The following is a 22,664-nucleotide window of genomic DNA, read 5'->3' as shown; positions in this document are numbered from 1 at the left end:
AAACCAACATGGTCATGATCGACAATGCTGTGTACGTGGCGGGTGTCCGAGTGGCGTCTCCGCTGGGAATTGATCAGACCTTGCCTGCCCTGGAATCGCATCCCGATGGGTTCGCCTGGATGGGTCTGTACCGTCCGGATTCCGCCGAACTGCATGCGCTGGCCACCGATTTTGGGGTGCATGAGCTGATCGTTGAGGACGCCTCCCAGGGGCATCAGCGTCCCAAGTTTGAGCGTTACGGCGAGACCACGCTCACCGTGCTGCGGTCGGCACGCTACGTGGACGCCGAGGAGCGGGTGGACTTCGGCGAGGTGCACGTGATTACCGGACCGCGCACGGCGATTGTGATCCGTCACTCCGAAGCCCCGAACTTTGCCGAGACCAGGCGTGGCCTCGAGGCCGAACCGGCACGGCTGGCCGAGGGCCCCCAGGCCGTGCTGTTCGCGGTCCTGGACGAGATTGTCGACGGCTATGAGCCGGTGCTCGCCGGGCTGGAAAACGATATCGATGAGATTGAGGACGCCCTGTTTTCGGGCGGGCATGAGCAATCCCAGCGCATCTATGAGCTCTCCCGCGAGGTGATCGCGTTTCAGCGGGCGGCGACCCCGCTGCCCGGCATGCTGGTGTCGATGGCCGCGCGGTTGCCAGCCGACGCGATCGAACAGCGTCGGGCCCTGCGCGATGTGGGCGACCATGTGACGCGGGTCATCGAGCGGGCCAGCGCCTATCGCAGCCTGCTGGAAAACGCGCTCACCGTGAATGCGGCCCTGGTGGGGCAGCGTCAAAACGATGAGACCCGGATACTCACCGAGGCGAGCCTGCGGCAGAGCGAGGAGATGAAAAAGATCTCCAGCTGGGCCGCGATCATCTTTGCCCCGAGCCTGATCGGGTCGGTGTACGGCATGAACTTCCACAACATGCCCGAGCTGAGCTGGGAGTGGGGATACCCGTTCTCGATCGCCCTCATGGTGGGATTTGCCGGGCTGCTCTACGGCATCTTCAAAAAGAAGCACTGGCTGTAGCCGGGCACCGTGTGCCGCGCGGGCCGTGGAGTAGTCGAAACACTCGTGGGTGGCACGAGCGTGGTGGGGCTGGTTAGACCGGGACGCCCTTGCTGCGCAGGAACGCGGCGGGATCGGTCATCTTGCCGTCAATTTCGATCTTGAGATCGAGGTGGGGGCCGCTGACCACACCGGTTGCGCCCACGCCGGCGAGGATCTGTCCGGCCTCGACGGTCTGGCCAACCTTGACTTCGGCGGAACCGGTCAGCAGGTGGCCGTACAGCGAAACCTCGCCGTTACCGTGATCCACGATCACCCGGTTACCGAATGCCCCGGCGTTACCCACGAAGGTCACGGTGCCGCCGAAGATGGCGCGGACCGGGGTGCCCGAAGCACCGGCGAAGTCCATACCCTCATGGAAGCTGTTGGAGCAGCCGACGCTGTTACAGATCAGACCGCGCGGACCGTACGGCGAGGTGATCGGGCCGGGCAGCGGACGCCACCAACCCAGTGCCGACGGTCCCGCATACGCTTCGAGAGCGCTGGAGGCGTTGTAGCCGGTGGGGGCCATCGCGCCGCGGCTGGTCTCATAGGTGCCGCGGTCGATGTCTTCCACCGCCGCCGAGGCGCTCACGGTCAGTGTCTGCGGTGCCTTGGACTCTCCGCGGATCAGCTGCATGGCCGAGTACCCGGTGGGTCCGGCGGCGGAGGCCGAGGAGTCGATGGCGAATGCGGGAAGTGCGGCGGTTCCAAACAGGGCGGGAACGATCAGCGCGGAAAAGACGGCCCGGCGCAGCGGACGACGCGCCGCCCGCGGACCCTGGGGGCGACCGGTGCGGTGAGCGGAGGCGGAACGCGGGGCGCGTGTTCCGCGCTTCTGACGAGGCGTGTGGGTGTCGGTCTGCGGCTGCTCGGAACGAGCGTCCTCGGTGCGGGCCGCGGCGGGTGCTGCCTGGCCGGCCGCGGGCACTCCACTAAAAATCTCGTCAAAGGTGGGAACGCTGAAGCTGGGGGCGGCGGTCGGTGTGCGTGGGGCCGGAGTCGTCGTCTGCTCTGCCTGGGGTGCGGTGAGACGTGCCGCGGGTGCCGTCGTTTCGGCGATGGCCGCGGGGGCCGAGTCTGCGTGTCCGATGACCGCCGATGCCGGATCGGTGACCGCGGGTGCCGGAGCGATGAATGCGGCCGTGGCAGTTTCGGTGAGCGACTCGGTGACCGCGTGGGTTGCGGCGGGCCGGGTGGGTGCCTGGGCCGGAGCGGGGGCCGAACCGGCGATGCCGGTGGCCACCGAGGCGACGCCGTGATCCTCGATCGGATCGAGCGCGCTGGTAGGGCTCGGGGAGGCGGCAGCCGGAACCGGGGTGGCGTGTGCTGTGGCGGTGGGGACCGGGGTCGCGGGGGCGGCCGCGGCACTTTCGGCCTCACGGGCAGCACGCAGTGCGCGACGTGAGGGCAGGGGTGCAGTAGCCACCCGTTCGCTCTCGGGTGTCGTGCTCTGGTTCACTGAGTTGCTCCAAAATGGGCATGGCTACCGCGGGTAGTCACACCGGGTGGGTGATCAAGACGGGGTGTTGCGGAAGGGGGAGAGCCCCGTTGAGGGGCATCTTTTCGCAACGGCTAGAGCCAAGACTAACGGAATCTCGCGGATTTTGCCTGGTAAATTCCACAAAAGTAACAAAACCATAACGGCGCACCCCGGAATTCCGCGGATCCTCGGGTGATATTTAAAAAACAGATGCGACTAATAACGTACGTAATCTGACAACACCTGTTTTCTATAGGGTGACTAGCCGAAGATCATCGGCATGTCGTCATCCTCGCCCTCAAGAGCCACATCCACCACCACCGGAACGTGGTCGCTGGGACCATCACCCTTGCGCTCATCGCGGTGGATCGAGGCATCGGTGACCAGGTCGGCGAATCCGCGCGAGCCGAGGATAAAGTCGATGCGCATCCCCTCGTTCCGCGGGAACCGCAGCTGAGTGTAATCCCAGAAGGTGTAGCCCTCGGGAACCAGCGGCCGCACCACGTCGGTCAGCCCGGCGGCCTCGAACGCGTGGAAAGCCGCGCGCTCCTCGGGGGAGACGTGGGTCGAGGATCCGACGGTGAAGCTGGGATCACCCATATCCGCATCAAACGGTGCCACGTTCCAGTCGCCCATCAGCGCGAGGGGAAGGTCGGGATCCGCCGCGAGCCAGCGCTCCGTGTCGGCACGCAGGGCATCAAGCCAGGCGAGCTTATAGTGCCAGTGCGGATCGTCAAGCCCGCGACCGTTGGGCACATACAGGCTGTACAGGCGCAGGCCGTCAATCGTTGCACCCAGCGCGCGGGCCTCAAGCGGGTAGCCCTCGGCATCGGTTCCGGGAGCGGTGGGATCCAGCGGGACCGGAGGCTTCTTGGCGAACCCGGGCATCCCGGAAAACTCGTGGGTAACCTCGCTCATGGGCAGACGGCTGGCGATGGCCACACCGTTCCACTGATTCAGCCCGTGGATCTCCACCTCATACCCGGCGGCGGTAAACGCTTCCAGGGGGAACTGCGCGGGCTTGCACTTGATCTCCTGCATCGCCAACACATCGATGTCCTCGCGGACAAGCCAGTCCACCACACGGTCGACGCGGGCACGGATTGAGTTGACGTTCCAGGTGGCGATTCGCATATCTCCACCGTAGCGCCCCGCGCGTTATACACGCGGGTACCGTGCGCGCGGGTGCGCCGCACCGTAAACTAGGGTCCGTGACCGACGCACGTGAAAAACTTATTGAATTTATTAAGGCCGATGCCGTGTTCCACGGCGACTTCACGCTCACCAGCGGGAAGAAGGCCACCTACTATGTTGACCTTCGCCGGGTGAGCCTGGACCACCGGGTTGCTCCGCTGATCGGTCAGGTCATGATCGACCTGATCGCTGACATCCCGGACGTGGTGGCCGTAGGTGGTCTCACCATGGGTGCCGACCCCATCGCCTCCGCCGTGCTGCACCAGGGTGCCGCCCGCGGTTTGAGCTATGACGCCTTCGTGGTGCGCAAGGAGCCCAAGGACCACGGCCGCGGCCGCCAGATTGAGGGCCCGGACCTCGAAGGCAAGCGCGTTATCGTGCTTGAGGACACCTCGACCACCGGTGGATCGCCGCTGCAGGCCATCGAGGCGCTGAAGAAGGTTGGTGCCGTGATCGCCGGTGTCGCCGTGGTGGTAGACCGTAACACCGGTGCCAAGGAAATCATCGAGGCCGAGGGGTACCCGTACTTCTCCGCCATCGGTCTGTCGGACCTGGGGCTCGAGTAGTGGCCGGGGACAACGGGCGCACCCCCGAGAACCACGATTCCGAGCCGCTGCACACCCCCGCCCGCGCGGGTGAGGAGGAAGCGAACCCGGTGATCCCGGCCACCTCGGGGGACCCGTTGTCCCCGACCGACCCCGATTCAGCAGCAGAGCCTGATTCGGTAGTCGACTCCGACTCCGCACTCGATTCGGCAGCCGAACCCGATTCCGACTCCGGTCCACTCGGCACCGAGTGGCTGATGGCTGCACTGGCCAACACGGACACCATCGAGCTCTCCAGCATCTATGAGGCCCTCGGCGAAGAACCGCCCGCGGGCTCCGAGGTCGAGGATGGTTCGGAGAGTGTGTATGAGGCCCTCGTGCATGAGCCGGGTGAGGTGGTGCCTCCGACCGAAGCGATCCCCGTGATTGCGGCGGACGACCTGCCCGATCAGCGGCCCGAGCCTGCGGCCGTGTTTGCGCCGGTACCGGTGCCTGCGGTGGAACCCGTGCCCGAGGCCGAGACTGAGACTGAGCCTGAGCCTGAGCCTGAGACTGAGACTGAGCCTGAGCCTGAGCCCGAGTCTGCGTCTGACGTTACGCCCGAGTCAGAGTTTGTGCCCGCGTCCGCGTCTGGTTTTGTGCCCGAAGCTTCCCTGCCCGAGACCGTTCTGCCTGAGCCGACTCGGGCGGTACCGTCCGTTCATGCGGTTCCGGCCGCGTCCACCAATTTTGATGAGCTGATCGCGGTCCCGACCGAGACTGCGGCTCTGCACCTCCCCTCCGTGGGGTCCGCGTTCCCGCTGGCCGGGATCGGGCCGCTGGCACCGGAGGGTGACGGGGACGATGTTGTGCCCGCCAGCGCCGCCGCGTCGGCTCCCGCCGTGTCTGCTCCCGCCGTGTCTGCTCCCGACGATGCCGCCCTCGACGAAGCTGTCCTCGATCACGATGCCGCCCTCGATGGTGCTGCCGTCGCCGAACGAGTGGCGAGTACCGACAGCACGCATAACGCGGTGGATGCAGATATCGCCCCCGCCGCGGATGCGCCCACCGAGGCCTTCTCGCTCGCTGACGTTGCCGAGCCCGTCCCCGATGCGGTGCCCGCCGATGCCGCCGAGCCTGCCTCCGAGGCTGCGCCCGCCGATGTCGCCGTGCCTGCCGATGCTGTCGAGCCGGCCACGTCCGAAGAGTCGGCACCGGCGGCCGAGAATTGGGACCAGACCCATCTGCGTGCCGAGCCGATCACCGTGATTCGTCCCGATGACGCGCCCCCGCTGCCGCATCGTACCGAGCTGCGCGCGGCCGCCGAGGCAGCCGAAGCCGAACGTCAGGCCCAGCGCGCGGCCGACGCCGCCGTGGCCGAAGCACGAGGCGAAGTTTCACGCGGGTCGGTGCCCGAGCAGCCCGAAGACACCGTCGCGCCGGAGACCCCGGTCTCCGGCGACTTCCACGACACCAACGCGTCCGCGCTGCCGATTATCCGCACCGCGTCGAGCCCGCAGCTACCCGGCGATCCGCACGCCCGCGTCGAAGTTCCAGGCACCGCCGAATTCGATGATGAGCCCGCCTTCAGTGTGGGGGAATCCACCCCGTCGATCCTGCTGCCCGTGGTGGGAGACTCGCGCCCCGATGATGACGCCGCACCGGCTGCATTCAACTGGGGACTCACTCCGAATGATCAGCTGGATCCCAGCATCCACGCCGATGAGCGCCCTGCCGCCCCCGCGGAACCTTCGGCCGACGAGGCTCCAACTATCGCGACTCCGATGCTTTCGGTGCCCCCGGTTGTTTCGCCGTCTGCGCCGGAGACGGCCGCACCCGTGCCGGTGGTGAGCCCCGAACCTAAACCCGTCTCCGAGATTCCCCCCGCGCCAGCACCGGCCGCCGCGGGATTCTGGAGTGTCGCCGGCCCGGCCCCCGAGGCGGTGGCACCCGAGGCTGCGACGCAGGAGCCCTCCAACCCGGACGCCACGACGAACGATTCTGAGCGCGCAGCGAGCGGGCTGATCGCCCCCGAACCGGCCCTCGCTCCCGCCGCCCCGGAAACCCTGGCTGCCCCGGAAACCCTGGCTGCCCCGGAAACCCTGGCTGCGCCGGAAACCTTGGCTGCCCCGGAAACCCTGGCTGCCCCGGAACCTCCGGCCGCCGCGGTAACTCCGACCGCTCCGGTGCCCGCCCCCGCTCCGGCATCCCCCGCTGCACCGGCGACTCCGGCACCGGCGGTTCCCTCCGGTGAGGCCAGCGTGCGTGACCTGGTTGCCCGTGTGCGCGACCGCCGCGGTGAAGGTGATGCCGAGGCTCCCGTGGAGGCACCGGTCGAGGCTTTCGCCACCTCCCCGGAGGACACCCACACCGCACCGATCGATCAGGCGCTCCTGGCCGAGCTGATCCGCGATCAGGCACCGGTGGTGCCGAGCGCCGCCGAGGAGGCCGCCGCAGGTGCAGATACTCCCGCAGGTGCAGATACTTCCGCAGGCGAGGACGCACCCGACACCGAGGACGTCGTCGCGGGTATGGATGCCACGGTTTCGGCGACCATTGTGCCGCCGATCACCGGCTCAATCGAACTGCCCCCGCTGACCAGTGAGATTCCACTGCCCCGCGCCGCGGTCAACCTGACGGCCGATCCGGAAACGGCCCTGTTCCCGGTCCCGGTACCTACCGGCGGGTCCGCGGAGGCTGAATCTCCGAAGCTCGCCAATGAGTCCGCAGCGTCCGAGACTCCGAAAAATACCAGCGGGTCTGCGTTCTCCGCGGATCCGGTGCCCCCGGGTGGGTCCTCTGCCTCCCAGCCTCCCACGCCTCCCCGCACGAACAAGCCCGGTGGGGGCACCTCGGGCGGTCGTGGTTCGGGACGTCGAACCGGACTGCTGGTGGGAATCGGCGCGGGATTCCTCGCACTCCTCGGTGTGCTGTTCTTCCTGAGCAACACGCTTGCGGGAGGATTCGCGCTTCCCACATCCTCTGCCTCCAGTGCGCCCCCGAGCCCCACGGCCACCCAGGAAACCCCGGATGCGGCCGCGCCGCACGCATGGAATACGCTGACCGGTGGCGAGTGCATCGCCCCGTTCACCGACGCCTGGGCAACCGAGTTCACCGTAGTCGACTGCGCTCAGCCGCATGCCGCGCAGCTCCTGGCACCGGTGGCGATTGCCGCCGAATCCGATGCCCCGTTCCCCGGGGAGGCCAGCATCGTGGCCGGATCGGCCCTGGCCTGTTCGGCTCCTGAACGCATCGCGGTCGGGGAGTACACCGACCTGCAGGTTCAGGCCACGTTCCCGATCACCGAGCAGCAGTGGAACGACGGTCAGCGCAGCTACCTGTGCTTCGTGACCCGCACCGGTGGCGAGCCACTGACCACGAGCGTACTGCCCGGCTAGGTCCCGACAGCAGAAAACCCCGGCCGAGAATCTCGACCGGGGTTTTCTGCTGTGTGAGCTAGGCGATGGGTTCGTAGTTTTCGCTTTCCACGGGTGGGTGCAGCAGGTCCTTGACGCTGTTGAGGATCTCGTCCGGACGGAACGGGTAGCGGCCGATCTCCTCGTCATCGCTGATGCCGGTGAGCACCAGAACGGTGTGCAGACCCGCCTCGATGCCGGCGACGATGTCGGTGTCCATACGGTCACCGATCATGCCGGTGTTTTCCGAGTGGGCGCCGATCTTGTTGAGGGCGGAACGGAACATCATCGGGTTGGGCTTGCCCACCACGTAGGGCTCAAAGCCGGTGGCCTTGGTGATCAGCGCGGTAATCGCGCCGGTTGCGGGCAGCGGACCCTCGCGGCTCGGGCCGGTGGCGTCGGGGTTGGTGGAGATGAACTTGGCACCGCCACTGATCAGGCGGATGGCCTTGGTGATCGCCTCGAACGAGTAGTTGCGGGTCTCGCCCACCACCACGTAGTCGGGGTTGGTTTCGGTCATGATGAAGCCGGCCTCGTGCAGCGCGGTGGTGATACCGGCCTCGCCGATCACAAACGCGGTGCCGCCCGGCTTCTGGCTCTTCAGGAAGGCGGCGGTGGCGAGGGCCGAGGTCCAGATGCGGTCCTCGGGGACCTCGAGACCCGAGGAGCGCAGACGTGCGCTCAGGTCACGCGGGGTGAAGATGGAGTTGTTGGTGAGCACCAGGTAGGGCTTGCCCTCGTTACGCCACTGCTCGAGGAGCTCGGCGGCTCCGGGGATGGCGCGGTTCTCATGCACGAGAACGCCGTCCATGTCGGTCAGCCAACATTCGACTTCGGCGCGCTTCTGCGTCATCGGTACTGCTCCCTCTACTGGGTGAACGGGTCACTCCCAGTCTATGGGACCACGATGCCCGGGCGGCTGCACGGTTTCCCCGAAGAGTGGCCGTCGGGCGCGTCGGATCGGGGCCCAGAGTGCGCCGGCAAGGGTCGGCTAGTGACCGGTGGAGACCCAGATCATCTCGTCGGCTCCGATCGACAGCACGATGTTGGTGTTGTCAGCGCGCAGGACCGGGGTGGGGGAGAGCGTCACCAGGGTAATCCGGCTGCCCGGTCCGATGTGGTGTTCGGCCAGCTGGCGCAGCATCTCGGGGTCCCGGTCCCGGATGCGCACCACGGTGACCTCGCTGCCCGGCGCACAGTGCGCCAGGGTGATGGCTTCGGGACGAATAACCTCGCCGTCGGCGGTGGGGATCAGATCGCCGTGGGGGTCGATGGTGGGGTTGCCGAGGCGTTCGGCGATCGCATCCAGTAGCCGGTCGCTGATCGAGTGCTCCAGCACCTCGGCCTCATCGTGGACCTCATCCCAGGTGTAGCCCATCTCGTTGACAAGCCAGGTTTCGATCAGTCGGTGCCGACGCACCACCGCGAGTGCCCGCAGCCGTCCGGTCTCGGTGAGGCTGATCGCCCCGTACTTCACGTGGTCGGCGAGGCCCGCGGCGGCAAGCTTCTTAACCATCTCGGTCACGGTTGAGGGGGCCAGGCCCAGCCGGGTCGCGAGCACCGAGGGGGTGATCGGGGCATCCTGCCACTCGGTGAACGAGTAGATGGTCTTCAGGTAGTCCTCGTGGGCGTCCTCATAACGGGTGCTCAGCGGCATCGGGCTCTCCTCGGCGGCCCGCACCGGGTAGCGGGTCCGTATCCAGGGTACCCGGACCCCCGCGAATTGCCGGGAGGGGTGGTGAACTCATCCCTGCTGCCCGCCTAATTCACCCCAACCAACACCCCCGATTCCGGCACCCGCGAGGTCTGTGCCGCCCGCCGAGAGCGCAGCATGTTGGGCAATAAGCCGCCGCGTGGGCCGAGGACCAGCGCGAGCATAAACAGCGCGGCCTGGGTGAGGACCACAACCCCGCCCACCGAGGCGTTGAGATAGTACGCCGCATAGACGCCCACCATCGATGAGACTAGCGCGGAGACCACGGCGATCGGCAGAATGCGGGACATGCGTCCGCTCACCAGCAGCGCTGTGGCTCCGGGGATGATGAGCATCGCGACCACCAGGATGATCCCCACCGTCTGCAGGGTGATGACCACCACCAGGGCCAGGATCAGCAGCAGCAGGATCCGCAGCCCGCGCACCCGGATGCCCAGGGTGTGTGCCTGAACCGGATCGAACGCGTACAGGGTCAGGTCGCGTCGCTTGAGCAGGAGTACCGCGCCGCTGGCGAAGCCAACAATCGCGACCAGCAGCAGATCGTTCACGCCGACCCCCAGAATGTTGCCAAACAGGATGTGGTTGAGATCCACCTGACTGGGGAACACCGAGTTGACTGCGATCCCCAGCGCAAACAGGCTGGTGAACACCACGCCAATCGTGGTGTCGGATTTCAGGGTGGTGCGTGATTGAAGGGCACCGATCAGCCCGACCGCCCCGGCCCCAAAGATGAAGGCACCGAGGGCAAAGGGCACCCCGATCATGTGGGCGAAGACCACGCCGGGGAACACCGCGTGGGAGACCGCGTCGCCCATCAGGGACCAGCCGATCTGCACGAGCCAGCAGGAGAGCAGCGCACACACGCTCGCCGAGATCAGGGTGGCCACCAGGGCGCGGGACATGAAGCCGTGGCTGAGGGGCTCGGTCAACCAGGTGAGGATATCGGTCATGCTGAATCTCCGGAGCTCGGGGGAAGGGGGATCACGGGGCAACCCCGAAGGTGAGGGCCAGGTTTTCCGGGCGCAGGGCTGTGGCGGGGTCGCCGTGGAAGAGGATCCGCTTATTCAGCAGGATCACCTCGTCACACAGGTCGGGGATTCCGGCAAGGTCGTGGGTGGCCACCAGCAGGCTGCGGCCCTCGTCGCGCAGCTCGCGCAGGACGCCGGTGATCAGGGTTTGTGAGACCGCATCCACTCCGCCGAAGGGCTCATCCAGCAGCAGGACGCGCGCATCCTGGACGATGCCGCGTGCCACAAACGCCCGCTTACGCTGACCGCCGGACAGCGCCCCGATGGGACGGTCGGCGAGCTCGGTCAGACCCACCCGTTCCAGGGCGGCGGCAACCGCGGCGCGATCGGTGGCGCGGGGCCGACGGGTGAATCCCAGGTGGCCGAAGCGCCCGAGCATCACGACTTCACGCACGCTGATCGGGAAGTCGCGATCGATCACCTCGGTCTGCGGAACAAACGCCACCAGCCCCGCGGTGCGGGCGGCGGCCGGGTCCTTTCCCAGCAGGCGGATCTCGCCGCGTGCGCCGGGCAGCATGCCGATCAGCGCCGAGAACAGGGTGGATTTGCCCGAGCCGTTCATCCCGACCAGCCCGGTTACGCTCCCCGGAGCGAGGTCCAGGGTGACCCCGGAGAGGGCGATCACCGACCCGTAGGCCACGTGCAGGTCCCGCACGTGGATCGCGGCGGCGCTCATCGGCTCAGTCCGTCGGCGATGAGATCCAGGTCATAGCGCAGCAGTTCGAGATAGCTGCCCACCGGGGGACCATCGGAGAGCGAGTCGACATACAGGGGCCCGGTCAGGGTAGCGCCGGTCGCCGCGGCCACCTCGCGCTGGGCCTTATCGCTCACCGTGGACTCGCAGAACACCGTGGGGACCTGGCGTTCGCGCACCTGGGCGATCAGATCGGCCATCTGCTGCGGGGTACCCTCGTTTTCCTGGTTGACCGCCCACAGGTAGCCCTCCTCTAATCCGGCGTCCCTGGCGAGATAGCTAAAGGCGCCCTCGCAGGTGGCCAGGAAGCGGCGATCTGCGGGGATCGTGGACAACCGCTCGCTCAGCCCGTCCCGCACCTCGCCAATCTGCGCGGCATAGGCCTCGCCGCGGCGGGTGAACTCCTCGGCGTGCTCGGGAGCCAGCTCGCCCAGCGCGCGGGCGATGTTGTGTACGTAGACCTGTCCGGCGGCCGGGGACATCCAGGCGTGTGGGTTGGGGGCACCGGCCTTATCGCCGACGGCGATCAGGATCGGATCGATGCCCTCGCTCAGAACCACCCGCGGCACGTTCGGGGTGAACTGGTCAAACCATCCCTCCAGCGCGAAGCCGTTTTCCAGCAGCAGGGATGCCCCGGCCACATTGCGAATGTCATGAGGTGTGGGCTCATAACCGTGGACCTCGGCACCGGGTTTGGTGATCGATTCAACCCGGACCCGGTCGCCGCCCACCTCGCGGGCCATATCGGCGATCACCGTGAAGCTGGTGAGAACGAGGGGTTTTTCCCCGGCGGTGGGGGCGGAGTTGCCGCCCTCGTCCAGCAGGGAACAGCCGGTGAGGCCGAGGGTGGTCAGGGCGGCAAGGGCGATCAGGCGCAGGGTTGGTCGGGTCATGGAGAAACCATAGCTTAACTTTTCGGTGCACCGAAAACTTTCCGTGGCCGATGCCAGAATTTTGGCCCGAGGCGGCTACGCTTAGGGAATGACCGAGCAGCAGGACGCCCCGACCCATGAACTCTCCACCGCCGGGGTGGGGCCGTGGGTGGGCGAGTGGCCCGAGGAGGAGCACTTCGATCGCGAGCTGCTGCAGTACGGCGACACCCGCAATGTGATCGACCGCTACCGGTTCTGGAAGATGGAGGCGATTGTCGCCGACCTCGACGAGCATCGTCACCCGTTCCACGTGGCCATCGAAAACTGGCAGCACGATATGAATATCGGCTCGATCGTGCGCAGCGCCAACGCATTCGGCGCGGACGCCGTGCACATCGTGGGCCGCCGGCGCTGGAATAAGCGGGGCGCGATGGTGACCGATCGCTACCAGCATGTGATCCACCACGAGTCCATCGAGGCCCTGGTTGCCTGGTGCGCCGCCGAGAATCTGCCGATCATCGGCATCGATAACGTGCCCGGATCGGTGATCCTGGAAACCTTCGAGCTACCCGAGCGCTGCCTGATGCTCTTCGGCCAGGAGGGCCCGGGCCTCTCGCCCGAGGCGATTGCCGCCTCCGAATCCGTGGTGGAAATCACCCAGTTCGGCTCCACCCGCTCGATCAACGCCTCGGCCGCCGCCGCGGTGACGATGCACGCGTGGGTCATGCAGCACGTCTCGTTCTAGCGGCGGTGCCTGCGGGCGAGTAGTGATCTAGGCCTCGGCGGCGGCAGCCTTTTCGGCCGCGCGCGTCGCGGTGCCCAGACTGCCGGTGACCCAGGCCAGCATCCAGCCGACACCCACAAGCACCGCGATGTAGTTGATGTCGCCCGGGAGGAATCCGGCGACCACGCCGCTGATTGCCGCGCCGATTCCGCCGATCATCGTGGGTTTTGCGACCGCGCGATGCGCTGCTTCCCAGGCCGCATCGGATTGCAGGGTGGTCGGGTTGCGCACGCCCATCAGTGCATTGCGTTCGAGTTTGCCCTGGCCTCCGCGCCAGCCCATCCAGGTGATGAAGATTCCTCCGATGGTGATGGGGATCGCGGTCAGCAGTGACGTCAGTGTCTCCATGCCTCAACCCTATGGGCTCGGTACATAACTTGCGATTTTTGTACCGACGAGTCTAAACTGACTAGTCAGTACAAAAGATGAGAAAGGTCACGATAGTGACGGCACTGCTTCAGGCGAATGACATCGCCCTCAACGCGGCTCGTGGTTCGGTCTACGGCCCCCTCAATTTCACCCTCGACGCACCCTTCGGTGTGGTGACCGGTACGCGCGGCAGCGGCAAGACCTGCTTCCTGCTCACCGCCGCCGGTCGAATGAAGCCCAGCTCGGGCACCCTCACCGTGCGCGGTGCCGAGGGCCTGAGCGCCCTGCGCAACCAGAGCGCCATCGCCGGTTTCGATGGGATCGACACCCTGGAGGAGGCCGTCACCGTCGGTGACGCGGTCACCGAGCGCGCCCGCTGGAACGCCCCCTGGTACGCCCTGGTGCGCCGCTTTGACGATGTCGCCGTGGTGCGGGCGCTGGTTCCCGCGTTTGGATCCCACCCGATCCCCGCCGCCAAAACCATGATCTGGGACCTCGATGAGGACACCAAGCTGCTGCTGCGCATCGGCCTGGCCCTGATGGATGCCCCCGACGTGCTGATCGTGGATGGCATCGACCACGTGCACGACCTGCGTGCGCAGGCAGCCGTGATCACCCGCCTGGGCGAAATTGCTGCCTCGGGCATCGGCGTCCTGGTTTCTGCCTCCGCTTTTGAACCCGCACTGTATGCCGGCGTGAGCGTCCCGGTCACCGAGATTCCGGTGTCCCAGACCTCCCCGGCTCCCCACGCTCAGACCCTCCTGGAGGAACTCGTATGATGTCGCTCGCGTCCGCGGGGACCGAACTGACCCGCTTTAAAAAGGGCACGCTGCCCAAGATCTCCCTCGTGGTTTTGCTGTTCATTCCGCTGATCTACGGTGCCCTCTACCTCTGGGCCTTCTGGGCACCCACCGACGAGATGAAGAACCTGCCGGTGGCCCTGGTGAACGAGGACGCCGGCGCCACCATGGACGACGGAACCCGGGTCAACGCCGGAGATAAGGTCGTCGATAAGGTGCTTGAGGGTGGCGACCTCAAGTGGAGCAAGGTGGACGCCGACACCGCCCGCAAGGGTGTGTCCGATGGAACCTACTACTTCTCGGTCACCATCCCCAAGGACTTCTCGGCCTCGGCCGTCTCGGTTGCCGATGACAAGCCCGAACAGGCCAAGATCGACGTCGAATTCAACGACGCCAACAACTTCCTCGCTTCGACCCTCGGTCAGAGCGCGATGACGCTGCTGCGCAACGCGGTGACCGAGCAGGTCAGCGAGCAGACCGCCAACACCATGCTGGTGGGCGTGAGCACCCTGGCCGACGGTGTGCGTCAGGCCGCGGACGGTGCGGGCACCCTCGCCGAGGGCGCGGGTGCGCTGAACGAGGGTGCGGGTGAACTCGTGGTGGGGCTGAACACCCTCGCCGATGGATCCGGCAAGCTCTCCGACGGGGCAAACACCCTGGCCAATGGAACCGACACCCTGGGTGCGGGAACCAAGACCCTCGCCGACGGCGTGAGCAAGGCCGCAACCGGTGCGGGAACCCTCGCCGGCGGTGCCAAGACCCTCTCCGACGGACTCGGACAGCTCGCCGAGAAGACCCCGGCCCTCGGAGCCGGTGCCTCCGAACTGAATAAGCAGGCGGCGGCCCTGCCGGGCCAGGCCGCTCAGCTCAACGACGGCGCTCAGGCGCTGGCTGCCGGTGTGGGCACGCTGCACACCGGCGCGGATCAGACCGCGCAGCTGGCCGGAGCGATCCGCGACGCGATGGCCAACCCGGCCACCCAAAACATGACCGTGGCTCAGTTCAATGAGTTCCTCGCGGGCAAGGGCATCCCGATGGACAAGCTCGTTGGTGCCACCGCCGGGATCTCCGCGGGAACCGCCAAGGATTCCACACTTGCCGCGGGCGCCAACCAGCTTGCCGGAGGAACCGCTCTGCTGACGCAGAAGGTCCCGGCCCTGCAGCAGGGCATCGGATCCCTCGCCGCCGGCGCCACCGGCGTGAACGACGCCGTGCAGAAGCTCAACACCGGCGCCGGAACCCTGTCCTCGGGTGCGGGAACCCTCGCCTCGAGCCTGAACCAGGCCGTCCCCGGTGCCAACCAGCTGGCCGACGGTGCCGCCAAGCTTAACACCGGCGCGCACACCCTGGCCTCCTCCTCCACTCAGCTGGCCGACGGTGCTCGCAGCGCCGCCACCGGCGGCGAAACCCTGACCGACGGCACCCAGAAGCTTGCCGAGGGTAGCGACGAGCTGGCGACCAAGCTGGGCGAGGGTGCCGAAAAGGCGCCCGATTACTCGACCGCTCGCATCGATCGCACAGCACCCGTGGTTGCGAACCCGGTCGGTCTGGCCACCACCAACGAGAATAAGGCAGCCAGCTTTGGTGAGGGCTTCGCGCCCTTCTTCATCGCCCTGGCAGCCTTCGTGGGTGCGCTGATCACCTGGCTGATCCTCCGCGCCCTGCCCACCCGCGCCCTCGCCGGTCGCACCTCGGGCCTGCGTGCAGCACTGACCGGATTCATCCCGGCCGCCGCGATTGGCCTCGGCCAGGTGGTCATCATGATGCTGGTGCTCGTCTACGGCATCGGTCTGCAGCCGGTCTACTGGGTCGCCACCGCGGCGTTTATGTACCTGACTACCCTGGCGTTCCTCGCGCTGCAGCAGATGTTCATCGTGCTGCTGGGGAGCGCGACCGGCCGCGTGGTGAGCCTCGTGCTGCTGATGCTGCAGCTGAGCTCCTCGGGTGGAACCTATCCGGTGGAGACCACCCCCGGCTTCTTCCAGATCCTGCACCCGGTAATGCCCGCGACCTACGTGGTCAACGGACTGCGCCAGCTGATTACCGGAGGCGTCGACGCCCGCTTCTGGATCGCCCTGGCCTATATGATCGGACTACTGGTGATCAGCTTCGCGATCTCCGCCTATGCTGCCGGTCGCCAGAAGGTATGGACCATGAAGCGACTCAGCCCGGAACTCGCGATCTAATCGCCGGTCGATGTCCATCCGTGTGAAGGAGTTTGTGATGAGCGCAATCAGCCCGGAGGCACCCCTGATGCCCAAGGTCTCCAAAACCAAGCGTGCGATCCTGGATGCCGCCCTTGAGCTTTCGGCTCGGGGCGGGATCACCGGGACCACGATGGATGATGTGGCGCTCGAGGCGGGCGTGGCCAAGGGCAGCGTCTACTACAACTTCACCTCCAAGGACCAGCTGTTTGAAGCCCTGATGGACGATGGTCTTGGCCAGTTCCACGCGTTCCTCCTCGGAGTGCGCGGGGACCTGGTTGGGCCCGCGGCCCTGCGTGCGCTGGTCGAGGGCACCCTCGATCGGATCCGCGACAATCAGGCCATGGCCAAGCTGTTGGTGGCCGAACTGTTCCGCACCGACCGGATGTGGCGGGAGTCGCTGACAATCGTGCGAAATCGCCTGATCGGTGTGTTTGCCGATGTTCTTCAGGACATCGATGGCGGCACATCGGTGGCCGCCGAGATCCGCGCGAGTGCGATCTTCGGAGCGGTGCTGGTGGCGGGACTGGAGTGGGTCGTGTTTGATCCCGAACGCTCCCGGGACGAAACCGCCGAGGCAATTCTCAGCGTGTTCTCGCCCGCATACATCACCGGAGTGTCCGTCGCCGGATAGTTGCGCGCTCGTTTCGCGCCGTGGGTCCCGAGTTTTCTCGGGGCCCGCGGCGCTGTTGAGGCGGGTGGCGGCGATGATGCGCCCGGTGTGCGCACACAAAAGTGGTGTCGACTTTACTTCGCCGGTATTTGTCCCCTAGACTTGCGGCGTAGGAGAAACCTGACAAGCTTTTCTGCGCCCTTTTTTCACCGATTCGGTGAGTCGGGGTTCGGCACTGTAAGGTAGGTTTCACATCCTGTGATCGACAATTCGATTCATAGGGCGGTGGCTCAATTGGTAGAGCAGCGGTCTCCAAAACCGCAGGTTGCAGGTTCGAGTCCTGTCCGCCCTGCGCGTCGGTGTCTTAGAAACACCGACACATGAAAGGTGTGAACACGTGGTCGCAAACGTAATCGACGAACCCAGTGAGGAAATCGTCGCTGCTGCAAAGCAGGCGCGCGCCCAGAAGCGCGGACCGTTTGCCGGGATCATCCTCTTCCTCAAGCAGGTAATTGCGGAGCTGAAGAAGGTTGTTACCCCGACCCGCAAGGAGCTGATCAACTTCACGCTCGTTGTGCTGGTGTTTGTTCTCATCATGATGGGTCTCGTCTACGGCGTAGACATGCTGTTCGCCGCCCTGGTGAACTGGGTCTTCGGCGCACCGTAGGCCCTCGCGATTTCGGATGGATCCGTGCATCGCGCACCCGCCCGTCCGTGAAGCGACAACTTACGTAAGGAATGAGATCAGGTGTCAGAGAATCTGAACGAGAACAGCGTGACCGAGGCTGAGACCCCCGTCGAGGCTGTCGAGTCCGCTGAGACCGAGACGGTAACCGACGAGGTTGCAGAGGTTGAGACCGAGGCTGTAGAAGCTGACGCCGAGACCGAAGAGTCCGACGAAGAGGCCGAGGCCCCCGTCGAACTCGATCCCTACGAGGCTTTCCGCCTGGAGCTGCGTACGCAGCCGGGTAAGTGGTACGTCATTCACTCTTACGCCGGTTTCGAGCGCAAGGTGAAGGCCAACATCGAGCAGCGTAAGGGCACGCTGGACGTGGCCGAGTACATCTACCAGATTGAAGTCCCCATGGAAGACGTGGTGGAAATCAAGAATGGTCAGCGCAAGATGGTCACCCGCGTGCGGATCCCCGGATACGTGCTCGTGCGGATGGACCTGAACGAGGACAGCTGGTCGGTTGTTCGTCACACCCCGGGTGTGACCGGCTTCGTGGGCAACGCCCACAACCCGACCCCGCTGCGCTTCGAAGAGGCCTTCAACATGCTGAAGAGCCTGGTTGAGGTTGCCGAGGTTGCCGCCAGCAAGGCTGCGGGTAAGCCGGTTCAGAACCGCACCGTCACCGCTGAGATCGACTTCGAGATCGGCGAGACCATCACCATCAAGGAGGGTTCGTTCGCGGGCCTGCCGGGTTCGATCTCCGAGATCAAGCCGGAGAGTGGCAAGCTCACCGTTCTGGTTTCGCTGTTCGAGCGCGAGACTCCGGTGGAGCTGAGCTTCGACCAGGTTACCAAGCTCTAGTTTTTACCTTTCGAGGCCCCGTCACTTTCGAAGTGACGGGGCCTCGTTTGTGTGCGGCGAGTGGGGAGCGGAGTCGGTGGCTGGCCGCGTCGGGGAGCGTGTGATCGCGGTCTAGCGCAGCTGCGGGATGACCTCGGTGCCGAACAGCTCGATGGCGCGCATGACCTCTCGGTGGGGAACGCCGGCCCAGTCCATCTGGAGGGCGTAGCGGGCGGGGTTCGTCACCGCGATGACGCTGGCCATGCGGTCGGCGATTTCGGCGGGGCTTCCGGCCAGGATCGTGCGGGCCTGATGGGTGTAGCCGTCATAGTCGGCGCGGCTCGGCACGGTCCAGCCGCGGGCACGGGCCCCGGCCTCCATGGTCTGCCGCCAGTAGGGGTAGAAGGTTTCCTTTGCCTGCTGGGAGGTGTCGGCAATGAGCCCGATTCCGGACATCGTGACCTCCGAGTCGGTGTGGCCGGCGGTCTCCCCCGCGCGGCGGTAGAGGTCGACCAGCGGGGCGAAGCGTTCGGGTTCGCCGCCGATGACCGCGTAGACGATGGGCAGGCCGCGCAGACCCGCGTTGATGCTCGACTGCGGGTTTCCCCCGGTGCCCACCGAGATTTTCAGGTGGGCACCATAGGAGCGGGGAAACACCCCGGCACCGTTCAGTGCCGGGCGGAACCGGCCGGACCACGTGACCGGGTTTTCCGCATCGATCAGGCGCAGGAGGTCGAGCTTTTCGTCATAGAGCGCGTCATAGTCCTCCAGCTCGGCCCCAAACAGCGGGAACGACTCGGTGAAGGAGCCGCGGCCGGCGATGATCTCGGCGCGGCCGCGGCTCAGCTGATCCAGGGTCGCGAACTGCTGGTACACGCGCACCGGGTCATCGGTGCTGAGCACGGTGACGGCGCTGGCCAGCGTGATCGTGGAGGTCACGGATGCGGCCGCCGCGAGAACCGTCGCCGGGCTGGAGACCGAGTAGGAGTCGAGGTGGTGCTCGCCGAGACCGTAAAACCCCAGGCCCACCTCCTCCGCCAGGCGGATCCGCTCGATCGTTTCGGCCAGCTGATCGGCAACGGGCTGACGCCTCCCGGTTGACGGGTCCAGCGCCAGATCGCCGAAGCTGAGGATGCCAAACTGCACGGGGGTGCTCATCGGGTCAGCCCGTTCAGTGCGGCAATCTCATCGGCGGTGAGGATGACGTCTCCCGCGGCCAGGTTCTCACGCAGGTGCTCGAGCGAACCGGTGCCGGGGATCAGCACGATGTTGGGTGCGAGGGCCAGTAGCCAGGCGAGGACCACCTGTGCGGGGGAGATGCCGTGATCGGTCGCGATGCGCTGCACGAGGGGGCTCTCGATCGGGCCCCGGTGAACGCCCGGACGCCCGAGCGGAAGGAACGGCGCGAAGGAGATACCGCGCTCGGTGGTGAGCTCCAGGACGTCCATCGAGCTGCGGTCGCCCAGGCTCAGGGAGTTCTGGACGGTCACGACCTCGGTGATGCTGAGGGCGTGCTCGAGGTGCTGGCGGTTGATGTTGGAGAGCCCCACCCCGGCGATCAGGCCGTCCTCACGGGCCTGGATCATCGCGGCGAGCTGGTCGTCAAAGAGCGCGTCGGGCGCGGCACCCTGATCGGGCATCCGCAGGTTGACGGCGGCGAGGCGCTCGATGCCGAGGGTGCGCAGGTTGTCCTCGATGCCGGCACGGAGACGATCCGGCGCGTTGTCGAGGAAGATCTCCCCGCGCGGCCCGCGGGCGGCACCCACCTTGCTGACGATCGCCAGGTTATCGGCGTACGGGTGCAGCGCCTCGCGGATCAACTCATTCACCACGTCGGGGCCGTAGTACTGGGCGGTGTCGATGTGGTCGACGCCGAGTTCAATCGCGGTGCGCAGCACGGCGATGGCCCGGTCGTGATCGGCGGGCGGGCCGAAGATGCCGGGGCCGGTCAGCTGCATGGCACCGTATCCGGTGCGGGAAACCCGGTACTCACCGAGCGGGAAACGGGCGTTTTCGGTGTTCATCTCGTGCACAACTCCTTATGTACTTGCTTGCGCAATCAAATAGTACGCCCGGTTTCCTTGCTTAAGCAAGGAAGCTATGCTGGGAATATGGAAGACCTCACGCCCGACGAAAACACCCTGTGGCGTGCGCTGATGAAGCTCAACTCCGAACTGCCTCCGATCCTCGATCAGGACCTCGTGCACGCCGCCGGCCTGACCCTGTCGGAGTTTGCCGTTCTGCTCACCCTGGACGAGGCGGAGGCCGGGGAACTGCGGATGAACCAGATCGCCGCCTCCTGCGGTCTCTCGCCCTCGCGGGTGACCCGCGTCGTGGCCGTGCTCGAACGCCGCGGCCTCGCGGAAAAGCGCCGCAGTGATGTGGATGCGCGCGGTGCCGTGGCCGCCATGAGTGATGCCGGTCGCGAGCGCCTGCGCCGCGCGTACCCGGTCCAGGTGGACCGCGCACGCGCACTGCTCTTTGACCACCTCGACGCCGACCAGGTGCGTGCCCTCGGCACCGCCCTCGATGCGCTTCTTAATCGCACAATCGAGGCGGCGGGCCCCGAGGAGTAGTCGCGAACATCGAATTCGGCCCCAGAAAACCATGTGTATCTCCTGACTAGGGAGGTGGTGGTGGTGGGGTAATCGCTCGTGAAATATGTTTGAGCCTGTTAGCCTGAACTCAACATGATCGGCCCGCTCGCCTCACGGCTCGGGCCGATTTTCTTATCTGCGGGGGCGGGGCGGATTCATGGTTTTGTACACAAAGAAGTGGCTCTCTCTCGACGAGCAGCTAGCGAAGCTGCGCGACAGGGGCTTGATAATTGCGGACGCTGAGGAATGCAAGAGTGTTCTGCGTGCTATTGGCTACTATCGATTTTCCGGCTATCTCTATCCGTTCAGAACTTCTGAATGGGACCTGGCTGGCGATGAGCCGATTCTCGTACGGGTGCGTGATGAGATCCGGAGTGGAGTGAGCCTTTCCGATGTCGTGAACGTCATCGAGTTTGATCGACGATTGCGGGCCCTGGTTCTTGAGGGGATTGAGCGGGTAGAGGTCGCATTGCGAATGCAGGTTGGCTACGTCCTGGGCAGGATTTCGGGCACTGCCCATTTGGGGCAATCGGTTTTCACCCCGCAGTTCTGTGAACCGCCGCCGAATGCTCGAGGTGGTCGGTCTGAATCTAAGCACCAGCGATGGCGGCTTCGCGTCACTGCGCATGCGGCAGCATCAAGCGAAACCTTCATCGCGCACTTTCGCGAAAAATATGACCAGGAACTTCCCATATGGATACTGACCGAGGTTATGGAGTTCGGTCATATTACGAGCCTCTACCCGGGCTTGCGGAACGATCTGGCGACAGAAATTGCACATGGTTTCGGTGTTCCGACAAAGAAGGTCTTGGAAAGCTGGATTGCATCCCTCAACTACGTGCGAAACGTGGCGGCGCATCAGGGGAGGTTGTTCAATAGAAAGCTTGCAACCGCTCCCAAACGCCCGTCCCCGGCGACGGTGCCGCTCCTTGGACATCTGCGCGACGTAGAGACGGCCAAGCGTGCCTTTGGTGTTTACAACATACTCGCGGTGATCGCGTACCTCTTGCGGTCGATCGAGCCGAGTGGTGACTGGAATCTGCGGGTTTCCGCACAGCTTGGGCTGTTTCCCACTTCTCCGTCACTCACCATCGAATCGCTTGGTGCGCCAATCAACTGGGCCCAGTTGTCGCTCTGGAAATGACCGAGTGGCGCGGCCGGGCATCGTGCCGCTGTCGCGGCCCACGGGTATCGCGCTCTCAGCCCAGATGAGACTCGCGATCTGGGGCCTGATCGCGTAGACTTGATCGGGTTTGCGTCTTCTGACGCTTACCCCACGGTTTTTTACACCACCGCGGCCCACCGGGTCGGCGGGAGAGCAGCGGGCAACCGCCCGTTACTCGATCACTAAAGAAGGAAATAACATGGCACCGAAGAAGAAGGTCACGGGTCTGATCAAGCTGCAGATCCAGGCTGGCGCCGCTAACCCGGCACCGCCGATCGGTCCGGCACTGGGTCAGCACGGCGTGAACATCATGGAGTTCTGCAAGGCTTACAACGCGGCCACCGAGTCGCAGCGCGGAAACGTGATCCCGGTTGAGATCACCGTGTACGAGGACCGCTCGTTCACCTTCATCCTGAAGACCCCGCCGGCAGCGGAGCTCATCAAGAAGGCCGCTGGCGTTGCCAAGGGCTCGGGCACCCCGCACACCGTCAAGGTTGCGAAGATCACGATGGACCAGGTTCGTCAGATCGCCGAGACCAAGAAGGCCGACCTGAACGCCAACGACATCGACGCAGCAGCGAAGATCATCGCTGGTACCGCGCGTTCGATGGGTATCACCGTCGAGTAGTCGTTCGCTTCCGCGAGCAACACCCT

Annotated in this window: 22 protein-coding genes and 1 tRNA gene; 13 read left to right on the top strand and 10 right to left on the bottom strand. The window is 65.7% G+C overall.

Annotation, left to right across the window (positions count from 1 at the left end; translation table 11 throughout):
* Positions 1-8 precede the first annotated feature (8 nt).
* Positions 9-1,022, top strand: coding sequence for a magnesium and cobalt transport protein CorA (locus D9V34_RS04690; protein WP_121687846.1), 1,014 nt, complete (start codon positions 9-11; stop codon positions 1,020-1,022).
* A gap of 73 nt (positions 1,023-1,095) precedes the next feature.
* Here D9V34_RS04690 and D9V34_RS18235 read toward each other — a convergent pair whose 3' ends face one another.
* Entirely contained in the window at positions 1,096-2,469 is a 1,374-nt protein-coding gene (locus tag D9V34_RS18235) for a M23 family metallopeptidase (RefSeq protein ID WP_147441614.1), read from the bottom strand.
* 315 nt (positions 2,470-2,784) lie between these two features.
* Positions 2,785-3,657: an exodeoxyribonuclease III gene (locus tag D9V34_RS04680; RefSeq protein WP_121687707.1), complete on the bottom strand. Its 873-nt coding sequence runs from the start codon at positions 3,655-3,657 to the stop codon at positions 2,785-2,787.
* A 77-nt stretch (positions 3,658-3,734) separates the two neighbouring features.
* On the opposite strand from D9V34_RS04680, the gene pyrE reads away from it, so the two are divergent.
* Positions 3,735-4,283: an orotate phosphoribosyltransferase gene (gene pyrE / locus D9V34_RS04675; RefSeq protein WP_030147752.1), complete on the top strand. Its 549-nt coding sequence runs from the start codon at positions 3,735-3,737 to the stop codon at positions 4,281-4,283.
* Positions 4,283-7,639 (top strand): septum formation family protein, encoded by a 3,357-nt coding sequence (locus tag D9V34_RS18230; protein WP_121687706.1) that lies wholly within the window; start codon positions 4,283-4,285, stop codon positions 7,637-7,639. Before pyrE ends, D9V34_RS18230 begins: the two co-directional genes overlap by 1 nt.
* A 58-nt stretch (positions 7,640-7,697) precedes the next feature.
* Here D9V34_RS18230 and D9V34_RS04665 read toward each other — a convergent pair whose 3' ends face one another.
* The 5 genes from D9V34_RS04665 to D9V34_RS04645 all read right to left on the bottom strand — a co-directional run bounded on the left by D9V34_RS04665 (position 7,698) and on the right by D9V34_RS04645 (position 11,986).
* Positions 7,698-8,510 carry an HAD-IIA family hydrolase gene (locus D9V34_RS04665; RefSeq protein WP_121687705.1) on the bottom strand — a complete coding sequence of 271 codons (813 nt, stop codon included), beginning with the start codon at positions 8,508-8,510 and terminating at the stop codon, positions 7,698-7,700.
* 138 nt (positions 8,511-8,648) lie between these two features.
* On the bottom strand, positions 8,649-9,314 hold the full coding sequence (locus D9V34_RS04660) for a metal-dependent transcriptional regulator (RefSeq protein ID WP_121687704.1): 666 nt from the start codon (positions 9,312-9,314) through the stop codon (positions 8,649-8,651).
* Positions 9,315-9,418: 104 nt separating this feature from the next.
* Positions 9,419-10,321, bottom strand: a complete 903-nt coding sequence (locus D9V34_RS04655) for a metal ABC transporter permease (RefSeq protein WP_121687703.1) — start codon at positions 10,319-10,321, stop codon at positions 9,419-9,421.
* Between the two features lie 31 nt (positions 10,322-10,352).
* Positions 10,353-11,075, bottom strand: a complete 723-nt coding sequence (locus D9V34_RS04650; RefSeq protein ID WP_121687702.1) for a metal ABC transporter ATP-binding protein — start codon at positions 11,073-11,075, stop codon at positions 10,353-10,355.
* A complete protein-coding gene (locus D9V34_RS04645; RefSeq protein WP_121687701.1) occupies positions 11,072-11,986 on the bottom strand; it encodes a metal ABC transporter substrate-binding protein in 915 nt (304 codons plus the stop codon). The genes D9V34_RS04650 and D9V34_RS04645 overlap by 4 nt, the downstream gene beginning before the upstream one ends.
* Positions 11,987-12,074: 88 nt before the next feature.
* On the opposite strand from D9V34_RS04645, the gene D9V34_RS04640 reads away from it, so the two are divergent.
* Positions 12,075-12,710 (top strand): TrmH family RNA methyltransferase, encoded by a 636-nt coding sequence (locus tag D9V34_RS04640; protein WP_121687700.1) that lies wholly within the window; start codon positions 12,075-12,077, stop codon positions 12,708-12,710.
* A gap of 27 nt (positions 12,711-12,737) precedes the next feature.
* On the opposite strand, the gene D9V34_RS04635 is transcribed toward D9V34_RS04640, so the two are convergent.
* On the bottom strand, positions 12,738-13,097 hold the full coding sequence (locus D9V34_RS04635; RefSeq protein WP_121687699.1) for an SdpI family protein: 360 nt from the start codon (positions 13,095-13,097) through the stop codon (positions 12,738-12,740).
* Between the two features lie 95 nt (positions 13,098-13,192).
* Between D9V34_RS04635 and D9V34_RS04630 the strand changes: the two genes are divergently transcribed.
* From D9V34_RS04630 to nusG, 6 genes are all read left to right on the top strand, one after another.
* The gene (locus tag D9V34_RS04630) at positions 13,193-13,897 is read left to right on the top strand and encodes an AAA family ATPase (RefSeq protein ID WP_121687698.1); all 705 of its coding nucleotides are present in this window, start codon (positions 13,193-13,195) and stop codon (positions 13,895-13,897) included.
* Positions 13,894-16,104 carry a YhgE/Pip domain-containing protein gene (locus D9V34_RS04625; RefSeq protein WP_245991913.1) on the top strand — a complete coding sequence of 737 codons (2,211 nt, stop codon included), beginning with the start codon at positions 13,894-13,896 and terminating at the stop codon, positions 16,102-16,104. Before D9V34_RS04630 ends, D9V34_RS04625 begins: the two co-directional genes overlap by 4 nt.
* Positions 16,105-16,141: 37 nt before the next feature.
* On the top strand, positions 16,142-16,756 hold the full coding sequence (locus D9V34_RS04620; protein ID WP_183091845.1) for a TetR/AcrR family transcriptional regulator: 615 nt from the start codon (positions 16,142-16,144) through the stop codon (positions 16,754-16,756).
* Between the two features lie 258 nt (positions 16,757-17,014).
* Positions 17,015-17,087 (top strand) — tRNA-Trp (locus tag D9V34_RS04615).
* Complete coding sequence (gene secE / locus D9V34_RS04610; protein ID WP_396823073.1) at positions 17,085-17,402, top strand: preprotein translocase subunit SecE; 318 nt, start codon at positions 17,085-17,087, stop codon at positions 17,400-17,402. Before D9V34_RS04615 ends, secE begins: the two co-directional genes overlap by 3 nt.
* Positions 17,403-17,483: 81 nt before the next feature.
* A complete protein-coding gene (gene nusG / locus D9V34_RS04605; protein ID WP_245991912.1) occupies positions 17,484-18,269 on the top strand; it encodes a transcription termination/antitermination protein NusG in 786 nt (261 codons plus the stop codon).
* 111 nt (positions 18,270-18,380) lie between these two features.
* Here nusG and D9V34_RS04600 read toward each other — a convergent pair whose 3' ends face one another.
* Both D9V34_RS04600 and D9V34_RS04595 read right to left on the bottom strand, forming a co-directional pair.
* The gene (locus D9V34_RS04600; protein WP_245991911.1) at positions 18,381-19,406 is read right to left on the bottom strand and encodes an LLM class flavin-dependent oxidoreductase; all 1,026 of its coding nucleotides are present in this window, start codon (positions 19,404-19,406) and stop codon (positions 18,381-18,383) included.
* Positions 19,403-20,272: an oxidoreductase gene (locus D9V34_RS04595; protein ID WP_121687695.1), complete on the bottom strand. Its 870-nt coding sequence runs from the start codon at positions 20,270-20,272 to the stop codon at positions 19,403-19,405. Before D9V34_RS04595 ends, D9V34_RS04600 begins: the two co-directional genes overlap by 4 nt.
* A gap of 87 nt (positions 20,273-20,359) precedes the next feature.
* Here D9V34_RS04595 and D9V34_RS04590 point away from each other — a divergent pair, with 87 nt between their 5' ends.
* From D9V34_RS04590 to rplK, 3 genes are all read left to right on the top strand, one after another.
* Entirely contained in the window at positions 20,360-20,824 is a 465-nt protein-coding gene (locus D9V34_RS04590; protein ID WP_121687694.1) for a MarR family winged helix-turn-helix transcriptional regulator, read from the top strand.
* 178 nt (positions 20,825-21,002) lie between these two features.
* On the top strand, positions 21,003-21,989 hold the full coding sequence (locus D9V34_RS04585) for an Abi family protein (protein ID WP_121687693.1): 987 nt from the start codon (positions 21,003-21,005) through the stop codon (positions 21,987-21,989).
* Positions 21,990-22,209: 220 nt separating this feature from the next.
* Positions 22,210-22,638 carry a 50S ribosomal protein L11 gene (gene rplK / locus D9V34_RS04580; protein WP_030147769.1) on the top strand — a complete coding sequence of 143 codons (429 nt, stop codon included), beginning with the start codon at positions 22,210-22,212 and terminating at the stop codon, positions 22,636-22,638.
* Positions 22,639-22,664: the final 26 nt, after the last annotated feature.

Source organism: Mycetocola lacteus (assembly GCF_003667575.1).
GTDB classification, from domain to species: Bacteria; Actinomycetota; Actinomycetes; order Actinomycetales; family Microbacteriaceae; genus Mycetocola; species Mycetocola lacteus.
The sequence above is the reverse complement of the archived record's forward strand: the minus strand, read 5'-3'. Positions and strand labels throughout refer to the sequence as shown.

Bases quoted from the DNA above. Each gene is read 5' to 3' on its own strand.
- D9V34_RS04680 (WP_121687707.1), bottom strand. From the start codon at position 3,657: ATGCGAATCGCCACCTGGAACGTCAACTCAATCCGTGCCCGCGTCGAC.
- D9V34_RS04600 (WP_245991911.1), bottom strand. From the start codon at position 19,406: ATGAGCACCCCCGTGCAGTTTGGCATCCTCAGCTTCGGCGATCTGGCG.
- D9V34_RS04640 (WP_121687700.1), top strand. From the start codon at position 12,075: ATGACCGAGCAGCAGGACGCCCCGACCCATGAACTCTCCACCGCCGGG.
- D9V34_RS04635 (WP_121687699.1), bottom strand. From the start codon at position 13,097: ATGGAGACACTGACGTCACTGCTGACCGCGATCCCCATCACCATCGGA.
- D9V34_RS04665 (WP_121687705.1), bottom strand. From the start codon at position 8,510: ATGACGCAGAAGCGCGCCGAAGTCGAATGTTGGCTGACCGACATGGAC.
- D9V34_RS04625 (WP_245991913.1), top strand. From the start codon at position 13,894: ATGATGTCGCTCGCGTCCGCGGGGACCGAACTGACCCGCTTTAAAAAG.
- rplK (WP_030147769.1), top strand. From the start codon at position 22,210: ATGGCACCGAAGAAGAAGGTCACGGGTCTGATCAAGCTGCAGATCCAG.
- D9V34_RS04585 (WP_121687693.1), top strand. From the start codon at position 21,003: ATGGTTTTGTACACAAAGAAGTGGCTCTCTCTCGACGAGCAGCTAGCG.
- D9V34_RS04645 (WP_121687701.1), bottom strand. From the start codon at position 11,986: ATGACCCGACCAACCCTGCGCCTGATCGCCCTTGCCGCCCTGACCACC.
- D9V34_RS04620 (WP_183091845.1), top strand. From the start codon at position 16,142: ATGAGCGCAATCAGCCCGGAGGCACCCCTGATGCCCAAGGTCTCCAAA.
- D9V34_RS04650 (WP_121687702.1), bottom strand. From the start codon at position 11,075: ATGAGCGCCGCCGCGATCCACGTGCGGGACCTGCACGTGGCCTACGGG.
- D9V34_RS04595 (WP_121687695.1), bottom strand. From the start codon at position 20,272: ATGAACACCGAAAACGCCCGTTTCCCGCTCGGTGAGTACCGGGTTTCC.
- D9V34_RS04655 (WP_121687703.1), bottom strand. From the start codon at position 10,321: ATGACCGATATCCTCACCTGGTTGACCGAGCCCCTCAGCCACGGCTTC.
- D9V34_RS04660 (WP_121687704.1), bottom strand. From the start codon at position 9,314: ATGCCGCTGAGCACCCGTTATGAGGACGCCCACGAGGACTACCTGAAG.
- D9V34_RS04690 (WP_121687846.1), top strand. From the start codon at position 9: ATGGTCATGATCGACAATGCTGTGTACGTGGCGGGTGTCCGAGTGGCG.
- D9V34_RS04590 (WP_121687694.1), top strand. From the start codon at position 20,360: ATGGAAGACCTCACGCCCGACGAAAACACCCTGTGGCGTGCGCTGATG.